We start from the raw sequence: 16,703 nt of genomic DNA on the forward strand, positions 1-16,703 counted from the left end.
CCTGAGCAATGGCAGCCCTGAGTTTTCTTGAGGACCTCAATGACCTCCATGAACGAGTCGGACCTCCCCGTCACGGACTTCCATCCGTACCGCTGGGGCGACCCCGCGCGCCGCACCACGCTGCCGGCCGCCGCCACCGAGACGCTCGCCGCCTTCGGCGTCAAGGCACCGGCCGAGGAGCCGGTCGACCTCGCCGAACTCACGCTGCCGGAGCCGGGTTTCGACCTCGCCCCGATCACCGGGGTGGTGGGCGCCGGGCAGCTGCGCACCGATGCCGCCACCCGGATCGGGCACACCCGCGGCTGGTCCACCCCCGACCTGCTGCGCCTGCGGGCCGGCGACCTGACCGATGCGCCCGACGCCGTCGCCTACCCGGGCAGCCATGACGAGGTGGTGGCGCTGCTGGCCTGCTGCGAGCGGCTGGGCGTGGCGGTCGTGCCGTACTCGGGCGGCACCTCGGTGGTCGGCGGTCTGGCCCCGGACCGGGCCGGCTTCGCGGGCGTGCTGGCCCTGGACCTGGGGCGGCTGGACGCGGTGCTCGCCGTCGACACCGTCTCCCGGACGGCCACCCTGCAGGCCGGCCTGCGCGGCAGTGAGGCCGAACGCCTGCTCCGCGAGCAGGGTCTGACGCTGGGTCACTTCCCGCAGTCCTACGAGGGCGCCAGCATCGGCGGCTACGCGGCGGCCCGCTCGGCCGGCCAATCCTCGGCCGGCTACGGGCGGTTCGACGAGATGGTGGTGGCGCTGGAGCTGGCCACCCCGCGCGGCACCGTCAGCATGGGCACCGCGCCCAAGTCGGCGGCAGGGCCGGACCTGCGCCAGCTGGTGCTGGGTTCCGAGGGCACCCTGGGTGTGATCACCTCGGTGACCGTGCGGGTCCGGCCGCTCCCTGCCGAACGGGTCTTCGAGGGTTGGCAGTTCGACTCCTTCGAGGCCGGCGCGGCGGCGCTTCGCCGACTCGCCCAGGACGGCCCGCTGCCCACCGTGCTGCGGCTCTCCGACGAGGCCGAGACCTCGATCAACCTGGCCGACCCGGCCGCGATGTTCGCCGGCGGCCCCGGCGGCTGCCTGGCCGTCACCGGCTACGAGGGCAGCGCCGCCGAGGTGGCCGCCCGCCGGGCCGCGGCGAGCGAGGTGCTGGCGGCGGCCGGCGGGCAGCCGCTGGGCGAGGAGCCCGGCGAGTCCTGGCGGCACGGCCGCTTCAAAGCCCCCTACCTGCGCGATCCGCTGCTGGACGCCGGGGTGCTGATCGAGACCCTGGAGACCGTGACCTTCTGGTCCAAGCTGTCCGAGCTGCGTGCCGCCGTCACCACGGCGCTCACCGACGCACTCACCGCCCAGGGCACGCCGCCGCTGGTGCTCTGCCACATCTCGCACGTCTACGAGACCGGCGCCTCGCTCTACTTCTCGGTGGCCTGCGCCCAGACCGAGGACCCGGTGGCCCAGTGGCAGCAGGCCAAGGCCGCGGCCAACCGGGCGATCCGGGCCACCGGCGCGGCGATCACCCACCACCACGGGGTCGGCACCGACCACCGGGCCGGCTACGCCGAGGAGGTCGGGCCGCTGGCGATCGAGGCGCTGCGGGCCGTCAAGCGGGTGCTGGACCCGGCCGGGATCCTCAACCCCGGTGTGCTGTTCGAAAGCGGCTCGTCCGAGGGTGACCACTGAAGTGGCCGCCGACGTGCCCGCGTTCACCGCGATAGTGAACCCGATCTCGGGCGGCGGCCACGCCACCGCCCACTGGGAGCCGGTCGCCGCGCGGCTGCGCGCCGCCGGCGCCGCCGTACGGGTCGAGCCGACCCGCAGCCGGGAACACGCCATCGAGTGCGCCACCGCGGCCGCCGAACGCGGTGACGTGGTGGTCGCGGTCGGCGGCGACGGCCTGGTGCGGGACGTCGCCGAGGGCGCGGTCCGGGGCGGCGGCACGCTCGCCCTGGTCCCGGCCGGGCGCGGCAACGACCTGGCCCGGGCGCTCGACCTGCCGTCCGACCCGGCGGCCCTGGCCGGGCTGCTGCTGTCCGGTGCCACCCGCCGGCTCGATGTGCTGGAGGTCAACGGGGTGATCGTGCCGGGCAACGTCTACATCGGCATCGACTCGGTGGCCACCCAGCTGATCAACGCGGGCCGCGGTCTGCCCGCCCTGCTGGTCTACCGACTGGCTCCGGTGCGGGCGATCCTCGGCTGGCGTTCGGTCGGCTACACCCTGACCGTGGACGGCGAGCGGCAGTCGGTGCGCGGGCACACCGTGGTGCTGGCCAACTCCGGCGCCTACGGGCACGGCCTGCGGATCGTGCCGGACGCCCAGCTGGACGACGGGCGGCTGCGGCTGATGGTGGTCGGCGACGGACCGCGCTGGAAGATCGCCTCCTTCATGCAGGAGGTCAAGCGCGGCACCCACACCCGCCGGCCCGACGTCTCGCTGCGCCACGCCCACGAGGTGACGGTGGAGACCGACCGCCCGGTCCCGGTCTGCGCCGACGGGGACGAAGTCACCACGCTGCCCGCCACCATCAGGGTCCTACCGGGGGCGCTGCGCATCATCGCGTAGCCCAACGGCCGTGCGGTGAGCCCACGTTCGGGACGTCTCTCCGCACGGCCGGCGGCCCGTGCCCAGAGCGGCCTCGCGCTCCCACCGCACGGGCCGCCGGGAGCACACACAGCAGGCCCTCCTCCTCACCGCGCCGCCTCGGGCAGCGCGCAGAGCTGCTCCGCCGTCTCGGCCAGGCCGGTGGCGTGCGAGCCCTTCACCAGCACCAGGTCACCGGGCCGCAGCAGCTGACGCAGCACCTCCAGCGCCGCCACGCGGTCGGCCACCAGCATGCTCGCCACCCCGGCCGCCCGCGCCTGGCGGTGGATCAGCTCCGCCTCCCGCTCCCCCACCGCGATCAGCGAGTCGACCTTGGCGGCGGCCACCAGCCGGCCCACCTCCTCATGGTGGTCGCCCGAGTGCTCCCCCAACTCGGCCATCTCACCGAGCACCGCCACGGTGCGCCGCCGGCCGCCGGCCATCGCGGCGAGCGCCATGAGGGCGACCGCCACCGAGTCCGGGTTGGCGTTGAACGCGTCGTTCACCACCGTCACCCCGTCCGGGCGCTCCAGCACCTGCATCCGGCCCGGCGTCAACGGCTGTGCCTTGCTGAGCAGTTCGGCCACCTCGTCGAGCGGCAGGCCGAGGCCAAGCGCCACCGCGGCGGCCCCCGTGGCATTGGCCACCTGGTGCGCGCCGTAGAGGGCCAGCCGCACCGGGGCGACCTCGCCGTGCTGGTCGGTCAGGGTGAAGTACGGGCGCCCGGCCTCGTCCAACTCCACCGCACCGGCCCTGACATCGCCACCTGAGCGGCCAAAGGTGAGCACCCGGGCGGCAGTTCGGGACGCCATCGACATCACGTACGGGTCGTCGGCGTTCAGCACCGCCAGGCCGTCCGACGGCAGCGCCTCGACCAACTCCCCCTTGGCGGCGGCGATCGCCTGCTTGGTGCCGCCGAACTTGCCGATGTGCGCGGTGCCGATGTTCAGCACCAGGCCGACCCGCGGCGGCGCGATGCCGGTCAGCCAGGCGATGTCGCCGGCCTGGCTGGCCCCCATCTCCAGCAGCAGGTAGCGGGTCTCGGCATCGGCCCGCAGCACGGTCAGCGGCAGCCCGATCTGGTTGTTGTAGGAGAGCGGGGTGGCCACCGTGCGGCCCAGCGCGGGCAGCACTTGGGAGAGCAGGTCCTTGGTGCTGGTCTTGCCGGCCGAGCCGGTCAGCGCCACCACCGTGGCGTCGGTCAGCCGCCCGGCGGCGGCCCGGGCGAGCTCCGCCAGCGCGGCGAGCACCTCGGGCACCACCACCGCGGGCACGCCCACCGGTCGTTCCGCCAGCACAGCCACCGCGCCGGCCTCCACCGCCTCCACCGCGAACCGGTGGCCGTCGGTGCGGTCGCCGGCCAGCGCGGCGAAGAGCGATCCCGGCTCGGCCAGCCGGGAGTCGACCACGGCGGGGCGGTCGACCATGGCGGCCGGGTCGGGCGCGTCGTACAGCGTGCCGCCGACTAGCTGGGCGATCTGGTGCAGCGTCAGCGGGATCACGGGAGGCTCCGTTCATGGGATTGCGGTGAGGGTGCTCCCGACGCTAACTGCGGCCACCCGGGTTTCCTCGGCTACGCCACGCCCGGTGCCTCCCGCCGTTCGAGCGGGTGGCTTGCAAGCATGCTTCGGGGCCGATCCGAGTGTGAGCGAGGTGGCAGATGGCTGAGCAGTTGGCAGATGACGTGGCACCGATGGGCGGCGAGGTGGCGCCGGTGAGCGTGGTGATCGCCGCTTACAACGCCGCGCAGACCCTGGGTGCGGCGCTCGCCTCGGCGCTCGGACAGGTGCCCCGGCCGGCCCAGGTGATCGTGGTCGACGACGGGTCGCAGGACGGCACGGCCAGGGTGGCGGCCGCGTTCCCGGAGGTGCTGGTGGTCCGCCAGCGCAACCAGGGTCCGTCGGCCGCCCGCAACGCCGGCATCCGGGAGAGCAACCAGCCCTGGGTGGCGTTCCTGGACGCCGACGACCTCTGGCTGCCGGGCAAGCTGGCCCGGCAGCTGGCGGCGCTGCGCGAGCACCCGCACGCGGTGCTGCTGGCCGGCGACTGGGTGCGCACGCTGCCCGAGGGCGGGGTCGACGCCGAGGCCGGGATCGGGGCTGAACGAGCGCTTGGTCAGCGCGTGCCCAGCCGCGTGGTCGGCTACCGCGACGTCCTGGTGCTCAACCGGTTCCAGACCTCCACCGTGCTGGTCCGGGCCGAGGTGCTGGGCCGCGCCGGCAGCTTCGACCCCGCGCTGGACGGCGCCGAGGACTGGGACCTGTGGCTGCGCTGCGCCCGCCACGGCACCGTGGTCAAGCTGGATGCCCCGCTGGCGGTCTACCGGGACGAGCCCGGCGGCTACAGCAAGGACCTCGGCCGGCTCTACGCCCGGATGCTGACCATGCTGGGCCGGGAGGGGCGCGGCGGCGTGCTGCCGGCCGCCGCCTTCGCCCAGGTGCTCACCTGGCACTACCTGCGCTTCGCGGTCGCCTTCGCGCTGGCCGGCCAGCGCACCAGCGCCCGCACCGTGCTGACCGAGCTCCGCGCCGCCGGCCTGGCCCGCCACATCCCCGCCGCCACAGCCCGCTACCTCGCCCCGTTCCTCGGCGGCCGGGCGCTACGGCGCCTGCGGAGCCGGGCGCTCTGAGCAAGCGCTCAGTCAGCACCCTCCCCCTCAGTCAGCACCCTCATCCTCGGTCTCACCCTCCTCCCCCTCCTCGCCCCACTCCCCCACGCCCCGCCCGCGAACCACCGCCACCCCGCCACCCCGCACCCCAGCGGCAGCGCCGCCCCCACCACCGCCGCGCCGCCCAGCAGCGCCGGCAGCGCAGCCAGCCCGGTGGCGCCCCCAGCGCCCCCACCCGCCACCAGGCGAGCAGGCCCACCGGCACCCCGCTCGCCAGCGCCCGCCCCAGCACCGGTGCGGGCAGCAGCGGCGCCCCGCCGAACCGCCTGCGCAGCAGGCCAGCGGCGGCCAGCGCGGCGGCGGCGTAGCCGACCGCCACCGCGACCGCCACCCCCGCACCCCGGCCGGCCGGTAGAGCGCCAGCGCCGCCACCACCGTCACCCCGTTGTTGACCAGGTAGAGCCCGAACGCCGTCCGCAGGTCGCGCATCGCCTGGAGCACCCGGATGAAGTACAGGTACGCCGAGAAGCTCGGCAGCCCCAGGGTGAGCAGCGCCAGCACCTGTCCGGTGAGGGTCGCGCCGCCGACCCCCGCCGCGCCGTGGCCGAGCAGCAGTCGGGCGATCGGGTCGGCCAGCGCGGCGAGCACCGCCGCGATCGGGACCATCAGCAGCGTCAGCAGCCGTAGCCCGTCGGCCACTTGGGCGCCCAGCTCGTCGACCTGCCCGGCCGCCCAGGTGGCCGCCCAGCCGGGTTGCCGGGCGCCCGTGATGGAGACCGCGACCACACCGAACGGCACCTGGAAGAACGCGAAGGCGTAGGTGTAGGCGCTCACCCCGCCCGGTTCGGCGGCGGCCAGCAGCAGCACCGCGAACAGCCCGGCCTGGTTGGCCGCCACCATGGCGAAGGTCCAGCCGGACAGCCCGGCCACCTGGCGCACCGCCGGATGCCGCGGCCGCCAGCGCCAGCGCAGCGGCGCCCCGGTCCGGCGCACCCCGCCGACCAGCACCAGCGCCTGGGCGGCCACCCCGGCCGTGGTGCCCAGCCCCAGCAGGGTGAGCAGCCCGGGGGTGCCGAGCACCGCGGTGACGGAGCTGTGCCGCAGCCGGGGCGCGGCGGCCAGCAGCAGCCCGATCAGCACCAGGTTGTTGGCGATCGGCGCGAACGCGGCCAGGGCGAACCGGCGCACGCTGTTGAGCACGGCGGTGGCCAGCGCGATCACGCCGTAGAGCAGCACCTGCGGCGCGAACAGTCGCAGCAGCCGGACGGCGACGGCGCGTTCCGGCCCGGCCGTGGCGTGCGCGGTGGCCAGCGTGTAGCCGCGCATCAGCACCCCGGCACCGCCCGCCACCAGCGCGGCGGCGGCAACCAGCAGCACCAGGCAGACCGTCAGCACCGCGCTGATCCCCTCCCAGTCCGCGCGCGAGCGCTGCAGCCGGGCGACGAACACCGGGATCAGGGTGGCCGAGAGCACACCGCCGAGGACCAGGTCGTAGACCATGTTGGGGGTGGTGTTGGCCAGGTTGTAGGCGTCGGCGAGCGGGCTGACGCCGAGTGCGTAGGAGAGCGCGAAGACCCGCCCGAGGCCGGTCAGCCGGGACAGCGCGGTGCCCGCGGCCATCGCCAGCTCGGGCCGGATCCGGGGGTGCGCGACTGCTCGTGCCGCTCCTGCTCGGGGGCCTGCTCGACGGCCGTCACGACCGGACCACGTCCGCGTCCGGCGCCGCGCCGCCGGTCACCCGGTGGCAGTGCACCACGCCGAGCCCGAGCCGGTCGGCCTTGACCTGCCAGGTCGCGGCCCGGTCGCCGTCGCCGCCCCAGCCCTGGGCCAGCAGTGCGGCCCTGGCCTGCTTGCGGTCGTCGAACGGCAGGTTGTGCCCGGCCACGTACTGGATGGTCTCGTGTCCCCGGCCGACGATCAGCACCACGTCGCCCGGACCGGCCACCGCTATCGCCAGGTTGATCGCGATCGCCCGGTCCAGCTCCACCACCACCTGCCCGTCGGCCTGGCCCAGCGTGCCGGCCAGCATCTGGTCGACGATGGCGCGCGGGTCCTCTTCCCCGGGGCTGTCGCTGGTCAGGATCGCGGTGTCGGCGGTGATGGCGACCCGTCCGGCGTCCTGGCGCTTGTAGCGGTCGCGGCCGCCGCGGCAGCCCACCACCAGGTGGACTCGGCCGCCCGCCACCGCCAGGGTGCGGGCGGTGGCCAGCTGGGCGGCGATCGCGCCGGGGGTGTGGGCGTAGTCGACCAGCACCAGGAACGGCTGGCCGACGTCGACCGCCTCGGAGCGGCCGGGGATCCCGCCGCAGTGGGCGATCCCCGCCACCGCCGTCTCCTGCGGCACGCCGAGCGCACGCGCCGCCAGGTAGGCGGCGGCCACGTTGGTGGCGTTGCACTCGCCGATCAGCGGGGCGGACAGGTCGACCGGGCCGTCCGGGCCGGTGAGGCGCAGCCGGATGCCGCGCCGGTCGGCCCGCACCTCGGTGATCCGGGCCTGGGCGCGTTCGCTGAGACCGAAGCCTATGGTCGGCACGGTGGTCTGGGCGGCGAGCCGCTCCCCCACTCGTCGTCGACGCAGACCAGCGCGGCGCGGCAGCGTTCGGGGGTGAAGAGCAGCGACTTGGCGTAGTAGTACTGCTCGATGGTGCCGTGGTAGTCGAGGTGTTCGGGCGTCAGGTTGGTGAAGATGCCGACGTCGAAGGCGATTCCGCCGACCCGGTGCTGGTCCAGCGCGTGCGAGGAGACCTCCATCACGGCGGCCTCCACGCCGCCGGCGCGCATCCGGGCCAGGGTCCGCTGCAGGTCCGGCGCCTCCAGGGTGGTCAGCTTTGCGGACCAGCGGCGGCAACCGATCCGGGTCTCCACGGTGCCCAGCTGTCCGGCGGTCCAGCCGGCGGCGCTGAAGGCGGAGTACAGCAGGTAGCTGGTGGTGGTCTTGCCGTTGGTGCCGGTGATCCCGGCCAGCGCCAGGCCGTCGGCCGGGTGGCCGTGCAGGGCGGCGGCGACCGGGCCGATCGCCCACCGCACGCTGGGCACCCGAAGTTGCGGCACGGCCAGGTCGAGCGGGTGCTCCACCAGCAGGGCCCGGGCTCCGGCCTCGACGGCGGCCGCCGCGTAGTCATGGCCGTCGGTGTGGGCGCCGGGCAGCGCGCAGAACAGCCAGCCCGGGCGGACCTGCCGGCTGTCGTGCGTGCAGTCGAGCAACCCCACGTCCCCACCGGTCTGTTCGGCCCCCGCCCAGACCGCGGCGAGCTGGGACAGCGCCACCGGGCGCCGCACTGCCGGCCACGGTGCGGTGTCTCTGTTCACCTCGCTGCTGCCCATGGCTCATTACGCTAAGCGCATGATCAGTGACGTGCAGCTTATGTGTGGCCACCGGGGTAGCGATCACAGCGCGTCAGGCGAGCCGCTTGTAGTAGAAGCTCCCGTCGCGCAGCCGGCCGAGCGGGTCGGTGGCATAGCCAGGGACGACGCCGAACCTGGTCCAGCCGGCCCCTGGTAGAGCGCCTCGGCGCCGCTGCCGGCCTCGGTGTCGAGCAGCAGCAGGCCGACGCCGTGTCGGCTCGCCGTCTGCTCGGCGGCGGCCAGCAGGCGGGCGGCCAGGCCTCGGCGGCGGCTGCCCGGGTGCACCATCAGCTTGACGATCTCGGCGCGGTGGCTGCCGTTGGCCTTGCGGGTCAGGGCCAGGCCGACGGTGCCGGCCAGGGCGCCGTCCGGGCGGCGGGCCGTCCAGACCAGCAGGTCGCCGGCGGCGACGGCCGGGCGCTGCGCCTGCCACCAGTCGGCGGCCTCGGCGGGGCCGAACGGATCGCGGAAACCGAGCGAGGCGCCGTCGGCCACGGCGGCGGCGAGCAGCTCGGCCAGCGCGGGGACGGTGGCGTCGAAGTCGGCGGCGGCGAGCCTGGCGGGCGTCAACTGCGGTGCGGCGCTCATGGCATGACCACCAGCACTGCGTAACGGACCGGCTCGGGCCCGGGGTTGTGGAAGCGGGTCGGCCCCCAGAGCCGGAACCGCAGGCAGTCCCCCGCCCGCAGCCGGTGCGTCGCGCTGCCCACCGTGAGCTCCAACTCGCCGTCCAGCACCCAGACATGCTGCTCCAGTCCGGGGACGGGTGCCTCCTGGTAGGCGATGTCCGCACCTGCCCGCAGCACGCCCTCGACGACCTCGCCGCGCAGCCCGGCGTGCGGCGGGGAGACGGCGCGACGGGTGAAGCCGGCCGCCTCGTCCCGCCAGACGGCCTGCTCATCGGCACGCACCAGCTGCGGCGGCTCGGCCTCGACCTCGGCCAGCAGCCGGGACATGGTGCGCCCGTAGGCGGTGCAGAGGCGGCCCAGCAGGGCGGCGGTCGGGCTGATCTCGGCGCGCTCCAGCCGGGAGAGCGTGGAGCGGCTGACTCCGGTGCGGCGGGCCAGTTCGTCCAGCGACCAGCCCTGGTCGGTGCGCAGTTCGGCGAGCCGCTCGGCCAGCCGCGCGGTGACCGGGTCGCTCTCGGCTTCTTCAGGGCCAGGAGTTCTCATATTCGGGAGGATATCCCAGATACGGACGGGTAACCTCAGGGGTCACATGATCCTCGCCGCGGGCTAGGGTCGGACCCAAGGAAGCGACGGCGACAGGGGACGCGACATGACGGTCGACCAACTCGGCGTGACCACCGAGGAGTCGTTCTACCGGGACCTCGGCGACGGCCGGTTCGAGAGCACCGGCGCCACCGCCGGGCCCTGGAGCCCCAAGGCGCAGCACGCCGGACCGCCCTCGGCCCTGCTCGGCCGGGCCCTGGAGCGGCACCAGCCGCGCGAGGGGATGCGGATCGCCCGGGTCACCCTGGAGGTGCCCTACCCCGTGCCGGTCGGCGAGCTGGCGGTCAACGTCCGCACCGTGCGGGGCGGTTCGCGCACCGAGCTGCTGGAGGCTGAACTGACCTCGCAGGGGCGGGCCGTGATGCTGGCCCGCGCCTGGCGGGTGGTGGCGAGCCCTGCGGACACGCCCGCGCTGCGCCCCGAGCCGGGGCCGGCCGCGCTGCCCGACGCGCAGCCCCTGCACGCCGTGGCCGGCACCAACGCCGACGGCTATGTCTCCGCGATGGAGTGGCGCTTTCCCAGCGGCGACTTCAACACCCCGGGCCCGGGCAGCGCCTGGGTGCGACAGCGGATCCCGCTGGTCGCGGGCGAGCCGGACACCCCGCTGGCCCGGGCCCTCACGGTGGCCGACAGCAACTGGGCGGTCGCCTTCGAACTCGACCACGTCCGCCGCATGGTGATCAACACCGACATCACCCTGGCCCTGCACCGCGACCCGGTCGGCGAGTGGCTCTGCCTGTCCGCCGCGACCGCGGCCAGCCCGGCCGGCTCAGGCCTGGCCGCCGGCCGGATGGACGACCGGGCCGGCGACTGCGGCCGCATCCTGCAGACGCTGCTGGTGACCGAGCGCTGATCAACTCGCGGGAGCCAGTCGCCTCCCGCGCACCGACGGCACCAGCAGCGGCAGCAGCGTGAGCCCGGTCAGCGTGATCCCGCCCGCCACCGCCACCCGGCTCGCGCCGAAGGCGGCGGCGAGCGGGATCACGCCCAACTGGCCCACCGGAATGGCGACCCAGGAGCCGAAGTCGTCATAGGAGGTGACCCGCGAGATCAACTCCCTTGGGATGCCGGTCTGCAGGGTGCTGTCCCAGAGGATGCCGCAGACCGCCGAGCCGGCCCCCGCCGTGAAGGTGGCCGCCGCGAGCGGCACCACCCCGGCATGCAGGCCGAGCAGCACCAGCGGCAGGCCGCTCAGCGCCGCGGCCGCCATCGCGACCACCAGCGGCCGGCGCACCGTCAGCCGCAGCATCAGCAGGCTGAGCAGCAGCAGTCCGACCGCCTTGGCGCTGTTGGCCGCGCCCCAACCCGCGGCGCCCATGGTGTGTTTGACGATGCTCGGCCCCAGCACCTGCCAACTGCCCACCTGGATCAGGTTGAACACTGTGAAGGTGGCGGTGACCGACCAGACCCACGGCAGCGAGCGGAAGTACTGCCAGCCTTCGCGCAGTTCGGCCGGCAGCCGGCGCGATGGACCGGACTGCCGCGCCGGGAGCCGGACTTGGGTCAGGCAGGCCGCCGAGACCAGGAACCCGGCGGCATCGCAGGCGATCCCCAGCCGCCTCCGATGCCGGCCGCCAGCACCCCGGCCAGCGACGGACCGAGCACCTTGGCGGCGTTGCGGGTCGACGCCAGCATCGAGTTGGCCCGCTGGATCGCCTCCGGCGCCACCAGCTCCGGCACGATGCCGCGCAGCGCGGGCGTGGTGAACGCCTCCGCCACCCCGTTCAGCACCGAGGCCGGCAGCAGCAGCCACAGGCTCGCCCCGCTGAGCACCACGAAGGCCACGAACGCCTGGGTGAGCCCGGCCGACAGGTTGGCCAGCCGCAGCAGCCGATCCCGCCGGTACCGGTCGGCCAGCCCGCCGCCGAGGATCAGCAGTGCGATCATCGGGGTCATCTGGGCGGCCAGCACATAGCCCAACCAGTGCGGATCCGAGGTGCGTTGCAGGACGGCGAAGGCCAGCGCCACCGAGGTCATCGACCCCCCGAACAGCGAGGCCGCCCGCCCGATGAAGAACCATCGGAACGGGCGGTCCCGCAACGGACTGGGCGGCTTGGCCCGTTCGGCGTCGAGGGCGGCTGCTTCGTGATCGGTGTCGGTCATGGCGGGTCAGTCTGCCAGCGAAGCACCCTTGCCCGCCGCCGAATTCAGCCGCTCGGGCTCAGCCGCTCGGGCTCAGCAGCCCGGGCTCAGCAGCCCGGGCTCAGCCGTGGGTCTTGGCCAGTAGCTCCAGGACCTCGGCCGTGGTGCCGGTCTCGCCGAGGCGCGGGAAGATCCGCTCCACGCTGTTGCGGTGGGCCTCCCCGTCCCGGTCCGCCATTGCGTCGGTGGCCAGGGTCACGTGGTAGCCGTGCTCATGGGCGGCACGGGCGGTGGACTCGACGCCGATGCTGGTGGCGATCCCGCCCAGGACGATCTGGCTGATCCCGCGGCGGCGCAGCTGCAGGTCCAGGTCGGTGCCGTAGAAGGCGCCCCAGTTGCGCTTGGTCACCTGGATGTCGCCGTCGTGGCCGGCCAGCTGCTCGATGATCTGGTCCCAGCCGGAGGGGAAGACTGCGGCCGACAGGCGCGGCTCGTCGGTGCGGCCGGGCAGCATGTCGTCCGCGCCGAAGGTGACCCGCACCAGCACCACGGGCAGGCCCTTCGCCCGGAAGGCGTCGGCCAGTTCGATGCCGTTGGCAACCACCTGGTCGCTGCCGTACGGGAGGGTGGGCATGCCGACGATGCCGTTCTGCAGGTCGATCAGGACGAGTGCGGTGCGCGGGTCGAGGGTGGTGAGAGCCATGGCTGATGCCTTTCTCAGGAAGGGTCTTCAGGGATATTCAACAAGTCGGTGACGATCGATCGGGCCCTGCACGCGGACGACACGTGCGCTACCGGCGGCGGCGCAGCGAGCGGTCCAGCAGGCTCACCACCAGCAGCAGTGCCGCGCAGGGCAGCATGAAGAGCGCCAGCTCGTGCAGGCCCGGGGTGTCGGCGCCGTGCCGGAAGGAGGCGGCGACGGCGGCCGAGGCCAGCATCGCGCCGAGGTACATGAAGGTGCGCAGCAGGCCGGCGGCGGTGCCCATCCGCTCGGCGTCCGCCTGGTGGTAGAGGGCGTTCTGGTTGGCCAGGCCGATGGTGCCCTGGGGGATCCCGATCAGCACGCCGGCCGCCAACAGCACCGGGATCGGGGTGTCGGACCGCAGCACGGTGAGCAGGCCGCAGGCGGCGATCATCACCGTGCCGCCGAGCACCAGCTTGCCGCGCAGTTCGGGTCGGCGCCCGGAGAGGACGCCGGCCACGATGGCGACCGCCGAGCCGGGCAGCATCAGGGTCCCGGTGAGCGAGGTGGCGAGTCCGCGCCCCTGCTCCAGCCACTGCGCGTAGCCGTAGAGGAAGGCGTAGGAGACGGTGTACGCGAGCACCTGGCGCAGGTAGGTGCCGAGCAGCGGCCGGTTGCCACCGAGCACCCGCAGGTCCAGGAACGGTTCCGGGCAGCGCAGTTCGCGCACCGCCAGGGCTGCGGCCGCCAGCACGGCGAGCACCGGCAGGTACCAGCGGTCGGGGCGCGGCGCCATCAGGAAGAGCAGCAGGCCGGTGAGGGCCAGCCCGAAGAGCACCATGCCGAGCACGTCCACCGGGCCGGCCTGGCGCTCGGCGGTGGCGGTCGGCCGCGCGCGGGGCAGCCGACGGGCGCCGAGCACCACGCAGGCCAGGCCGAGCGGGAGGTTGACGACGAAGACGGTGCGCCAGCCGCCGAAGCCCACCAGCAGGCCGCCCAGCGTCGGGCCGATCATGGCGGTGGCCTGGGCGGCCACCGAGAGCGCGGTGAGGATGCCGCCGGGGGTGTCCCGCCCGGTCCGGGTGGCCTCGCTGCGGATCACGTACATGGCCGCCGGGTAGGCCGCCGAGGTGCCCAGGCCGATCAGCACCCGGGCGACGATCAGCACCCCGAGGCTGGGGGCCACCATGCCGAGCAGGCCGGCCAGCCCGATCAGCGTGGAACCGCCCAGGTAGAGCGGCCGGGGGCCGAACCGGTCCACCAGGCGGCCGATCACCGGCTGGGCGATCGAGGTGGTCAGGTACAGCGCCGAGACCAGCCAGACCGTCTCGGCGGCCGGTGCGCCGAAGGCGATGCCGATCGGCACCAGCGAGACCGCGATCATCGTGGAGTTGACCGGGTTGAGCATCGACCCCAGTACCAGCGGGGCGGTCAGCCGGCGGTCGAAGGAGGGCGCTGCGTCGGCGGGCGCGGTGTCGGCGGGTGCCGTGCCGCGGCGTAGTTCGGAGAGCCCCCTCATGACGCACTCGGCCGTTCGCGGGTGGCCAGCCTCGTCGTCTCGTCCATGACCTCCACCGTAAATCCTTCAATCGAAACTGTCCAGCTTGGCTGTTCAGTTCAGCTGGACAGTCTCGATTGATGATCCGGTTGGGAATCCGGGGTCAGTCCACCCAGAGCGCCGCCCCACGGGCCGCCACCCGGGCGGCGATCCGGTCGAGCGCCTCGCCCTGCGGCAGCGGGTCGAGCCGGCGGCCGTCCCGCAGCCGCAGCGCCAGCAGGCCGTCCGCCGCCTCCCGGGCACCGATCACCGCCTGGTACGGCACCAGCCGGGCCTCGCGGATCCGGGCCCCGAGGCTGCCCTGCTCCGGAGCGGCCAGCTCGACCCGCAGGCCCGCCTCCAGGCAGCGCGCCCGCAGCGCCTCGGCCTGCGGCAGCTCGTCCTCGCTCACCGGCAGCAGCGCCACCTGCACCGGCGCCAGCCAGGCCGGGAACGCCCCGCCGTGCTGCTCGATCAGGTGCGCCACCGCACGCTCCACGCTGCCGATGATCGCCCGGTGCACCATCACCGGCCGGTGTTTGGCGCCGTCGGCCCCGATGTAGTGCAGGTCGAACCGCTCCGGCTGGTGGAAGTCGACCTGCACGGTGGACAGGGTCGCCTCCCGGCCGAGCGAGTCGCGGATCTGCACGTCGATCTTCGGACCGTAGAAGGCGGCCTCGCCCTCCTCCGCCTGGTACTCGATCCCCTCGCTCTCCAGCACCTCGGTCAGCAGCGCCACCGAGCGCTCCCAAAGCTCGGGTGCCGCAACATACTTGCCGCCGGCGCCGGGCAGCGACAGCCGGTAGCGGGCCGCCTCGATGCCCAGCGCCTGGTACGCCCGCCGGATCAGCCGCAGCGCGCCGCGGGCCTCGTCGGCCACCTGCTCCAGGGTGCAGAAGATGTGGCCGTCGTTCAGCTGGATCGCCCGCACCCGGGTCAACCCGCCCAGCACGCCGGAGAGTTCAGAGCGGTACATGGGCCCGAGCTCGGCCATCCGCAGCGGCAGCTCGCGGTAACTGTGCGACCGGGAGCGGTAGATGACGGCGTGGTGCGGACACAGGCTCGGTCGCAGCACGACCTCCTCCTCGCCCAGCTGCATGGGCGGGAACATGTCCTCGCTGTAGTGCGACCAGTGGCCGGAGATCTCATACAGCTCCCGCTTGCCCAACACCGGTGAGTAGACGTGCTGGTAGCCGGCCCGCCGCTCCTCGCCGCGGATGTACTCCTCCAACTCGTGCCGCACCACGGCGCCGTCCGGCAGCCAGTACGGCAGCCCCGCACCCACCAGCGGGTCACTCCCGAACAGGCCCAGTTCCCGCCCGAGCTTCTTGTGGTCGAACATCGTGTTCTCGCCTCGCCCTCTCGAATTCCCCCGAGGGGCGGGCACCCGGCCGAACGCGCAAACGCAGCAGCCCCGGGGCACTCGCCCCGGGGCTGCTGTCAGTCAAGCATCAATCAGCGCGCCGGGACCTCCACCGGCGTCGTCGTCACTGCGGCACGCTGCATCATGTGATCCACGGTAGCAGAGAAGACGGTGGGCAGGAGCGTTCTACCGGTCGGGCGCACGGGCCCCCCGGTCGATGTGCGTCAGCACCGGGTTCAGCTTCCCCGTGAAGTACTTGTTGAGCCTGCGCTGGTTGCTGCCCTTCACCGCCGACCTGTCGAAGTGGGCGAGGTGGGGCTCCCATCCCTCGCTGAAATAGACCATGGCTTTGAAGAAGAACGCCTGCGAGGTCTTGGGATTCGCCGGGGCCGGCAACTCCGGCAGGACCGGGGGCTGCCAGAAATCACCGTACTTACGCTTCAGTTCGAACAGCACGCCCTCGGCCTCGGCGATGCTCGAAGCCTTGAAGCGCAGGTAGTCGTCCACGTCCGTGACCAGGATGACCAACCGGGACGGCTCCCGGCGCCGCATGACCTCGACGTACTCCCAGACCGTGCCCGGGCCCGGGCCGGCTCCGAGGATGATGAGGCGGGCGTTGTCCATCAACTCCCGGACGGTGTCCTTCCAGTCATCGAGGGGGAGGTAGGTCCGCTGCGCTCCGGAGCCGCCGGGCAGTTCTTCACCAGGCCTGCCGACCGCGACCAGTGGTCCGTACTTCCGGAACGTCCTTCCGAGCCGCTCCTCGTAGGTGCGACCCGATCGGGCGATCGCCTGAACGGGGTTGGCGAAGGCGTTGCTGTTCGATGCCGCGGGGGCGATGCCGGAGGAGATCAGGTCCTGGGTGAACGGTCGCAGGTAGAGCACGTAGGAGCCGGGTAGCAGACCTGCCACGGACGGGAGGGTGCGTGCCAGGAGAACCCGAGCGCGCCTACCCACGGACAGGCTGCCGACGAGGAGCACGGAGCCCACGATCATGATGCCGGCGTACATGAGCACCGCAACGAAGAAGGGCGGCCCGTCGTAGCCCGGTGCGTTCACCGCGCTCGCCAGCGACCTCCCCCGGAAGGCGCTGATGAGAACGGCTGCACCGCCCACCAGTCGCATGACCCAGCTCGTGCAGCGCATCGCCCAGCCGCGGCCCCTGCGCTGCACCGGGAAGGTGACATCGCCCATCCGACAGCTTCCCCCCGCTTCCGAGCGATCCCTGCCTCCGTTCCACTGTGCCAGAAGATCCGGCGCGCTGTCAGACGTCTCCCGGAAGAGGTGC

At 73.7% G+C, this 16,703-nt stretch carries 16 protein-coding genes; 4 read left to right on the plus strand and 12 right to left on the minus strand.

The genetic code is table 11. The features are described 5' to 3' along the window. Positions 1–48 precede the first annotated feature (48 nt). Together E6W39_RS09630 and E6W39_RS09635 are read left to right on the plus strand one after the other, a co-directional pair. Positions 49–1,668: an FAD-binding oxidoreductase gene (locus E6W39_RS09630; RefSeq protein ID WP_141633180.1), complete on the plus strand. Its 1,620-nt coding sequence runs from the start codon at positions 49–51 to the stop codon at positions 1,666–1,668. Continuing rightward, a complete protein-coding gene (locus E6W39_RS09635; RefSeq protein ID WP_220140189.1) occupies positions 1,658–2,548 on the plus strand; it encodes a diacylglycerol/lipid kinase family protein in 891 nt (296 codons plus the stop codon). Before E6W39_RS09630 ends, E6W39_RS09635 begins: the two co-directional genes overlap by 11 nt. Before the next feature lie 125 nt (positions 2,549–2,673). On the opposite strand, the gene E6W39_RS09640 is transcribed toward E6W39_RS09635, so the two are convergent. Continuing rightward, the gene (locus E6W39_RS09640) at positions 2,674–4,068 is read right to left on the minus strand and encodes a UDP-N-acetylmuramoyl-tripeptide--D-alanyl-D-alanine ligase (RefSeq protein WP_141633181.1); all 1,395 of its coding nucleotides are present in this window, start codon (positions 4,066–4,068) and stop codon (positions 2,674–2,676) included. 158 nt (positions 4,069–4,226) lie between these two features. On the opposite strand from E6W39_RS09640, the gene E6W39_RS09645 reads away from it, so the two are divergent. Next, positions 4,227–5,195 (plus strand): glycosyltransferase family 2 protein, encoded by a 969-nt coding sequence (locus E6W39_RS09645; protein WP_141633182.1) that lies wholly within the window; start codon positions 4,227–4,229, stop codon positions 5,193–5,195. Positions 5,196–5,222: 27 nt separating this feature from the next. Here the strand turns inward: E6W39_RS09645 and murJ are convergent, their stop codons facing one another. From murJ to E6W39_RS09670, 5 genes are all read right to left on the minus strand, one after another. Further along, positions 5,223–6,794: a murein biosynthesis integral membrane protein MurJ gene (gene murJ / locus E6W39_RS09650; RefSeq protein WP_141633183.1), complete on the minus strand. Its 1,572-nt coding sequence runs from the start codon at positions 6,792–6,794 to the stop codon at positions 5,223–5,225. A gap of 73 nt (positions 6,795–6,867) precedes the next feature. Then, positions 6,868–7,737: a glutamate ligase domain-containing protein gene (locus E6W39_RS09655; RefSeq protein WP_181799175.1), complete on the minus strand. Its 870-nt coding sequence runs from the start codon at positions 7,735–7,737 to the stop codon at positions 6,868–6,870. Then, positions 7,695–8,498 (minus strand): Mur ligase family protein, encoded by an 804-nt coding sequence (locus tag E6W39_RS09660; RefSeq protein ID WP_141633184.1) that lies wholly within the window; start codon positions 8,496–8,498, stop codon positions 7,695–7,697. Before E6W39_RS09660 ends, E6W39_RS09655 begins: the two co-directional genes overlap by 43 nt. Before the next feature lie 63 nt (positions 8,499–8,561). Beyond that, positions 8,562–9,107 carry a GNAT family N-acetyltransferase gene (locus tag E6W39_RS09665; protein WP_323808997.1) on the minus strand — a complete coding sequence of 182 codons (546 nt, stop codon included), beginning with the start codon at positions 9,105–9,107 and terminating at the stop codon, positions 8,562–8,564. Beyond that, entirely contained in the window at positions 9,104–9,691 is a 588-nt protein-coding gene (locus E6W39_RS09670; RefSeq protein WP_141633185.1) for a helix-turn-helix domain-containing protein, read from the minus strand. The genes E6W39_RS09665 and E6W39_RS09670 overlap by 4 nt, the downstream gene beginning before the upstream one ends. A gap of 106 nt (positions 9,692–9,797) precedes the next feature. On the opposite strand from E6W39_RS09670, the gene E6W39_RS09675 reads away from it, so the two are divergent. Further along, a complete protein-coding gene (locus E6W39_RS09675) occupies positions 9,798–10,604 on the plus strand; it encodes a thioesterase family protein (protein ID WP_141633186.1) in 807 nt (268 codons plus the stop codon). Here the strand turns inward: E6W39_RS09675 and E6W39_RS09680 are convergent, their stop codons facing one another. From E6W39_RS09680 to E6W39_RS09705, 6 genes are all read right to left on the minus strand, one after another. Continuing rightward, positions 10,605–11,132, minus strand: coding sequence for an MFS transporter (locus tag E6W39_RS09680; protein ID WP_141633187.1), 528 nt, complete (start codon positions 11,130–11,132; stop codon positions 10,605–10,607). A 122-nt stretch (positions 11,133–11,254) separates the two neighbouring features. Beyond that, positions 11,255–11,854, minus strand: coding sequence for an MFS transporter (locus E6W39_RS09685; RefSeq protein WP_141633188.1), 600 nt, complete (start codon positions 11,852–11,854; stop codon positions 11,255–11,257). Positions 11,855–11,954: 100 nt separating this feature from the next. Then, a complete protein-coding gene (locus E6W39_RS09690) occupies positions 11,955–12,536 on the minus strand; it encodes a hydrolase (RefSeq protein ID WP_141633189.1) in 582 nt (193 codons plus the stop codon). A gap of 88 nt (positions 12,537–12,624) precedes the next feature. Further along, positions 12,625–14,034: an MFS transporter gene (locus tag E6W39_RS09695; RefSeq protein WP_141633190.1), complete on the minus strand. Its 1,410-nt coding sequence runs from the start codon at positions 14,032–14,034 to the stop codon at positions 12,625–12,627. A gap of 142 nt (positions 14,035–14,176) precedes the next feature. Continuing rightward, positions 14,177–15,394, minus strand: coding sequence for a threonine--tRNA ligase (gene thrS / locus E6W39_RS09700; protein ID WP_141633191.1), 1,218 nt, complete (start codon positions 15,392–15,394; stop codon positions 14,177–14,179). Between the two features lie 207 nt (positions 15,395–15,601). Further along, positions 15,602–16,609 carry a hypothetical protein gene (locus E6W39_RS09705; protein ID WP_141633192.1) on the minus strand — a complete coding sequence of 336 codons (1,008 nt, stop codon included), beginning with the start codon at positions 16,607–16,609 and terminating at the stop codon, positions 15,602–15,604. Between the last annotated feature and the right edge of the window lie 94 nt (positions 16,610–16,703).

It is taken from the genome of Kitasatospora acidiphila (genome assembly GCF_006636205.1).
GTDB classification, from domain to species: domain Bacteria; phylum Actinomycetota; class Actinomycetes; order Streptomycetales; family Streptomycetaceae; genus Kitasatospora; species Kitasatospora acidiphila.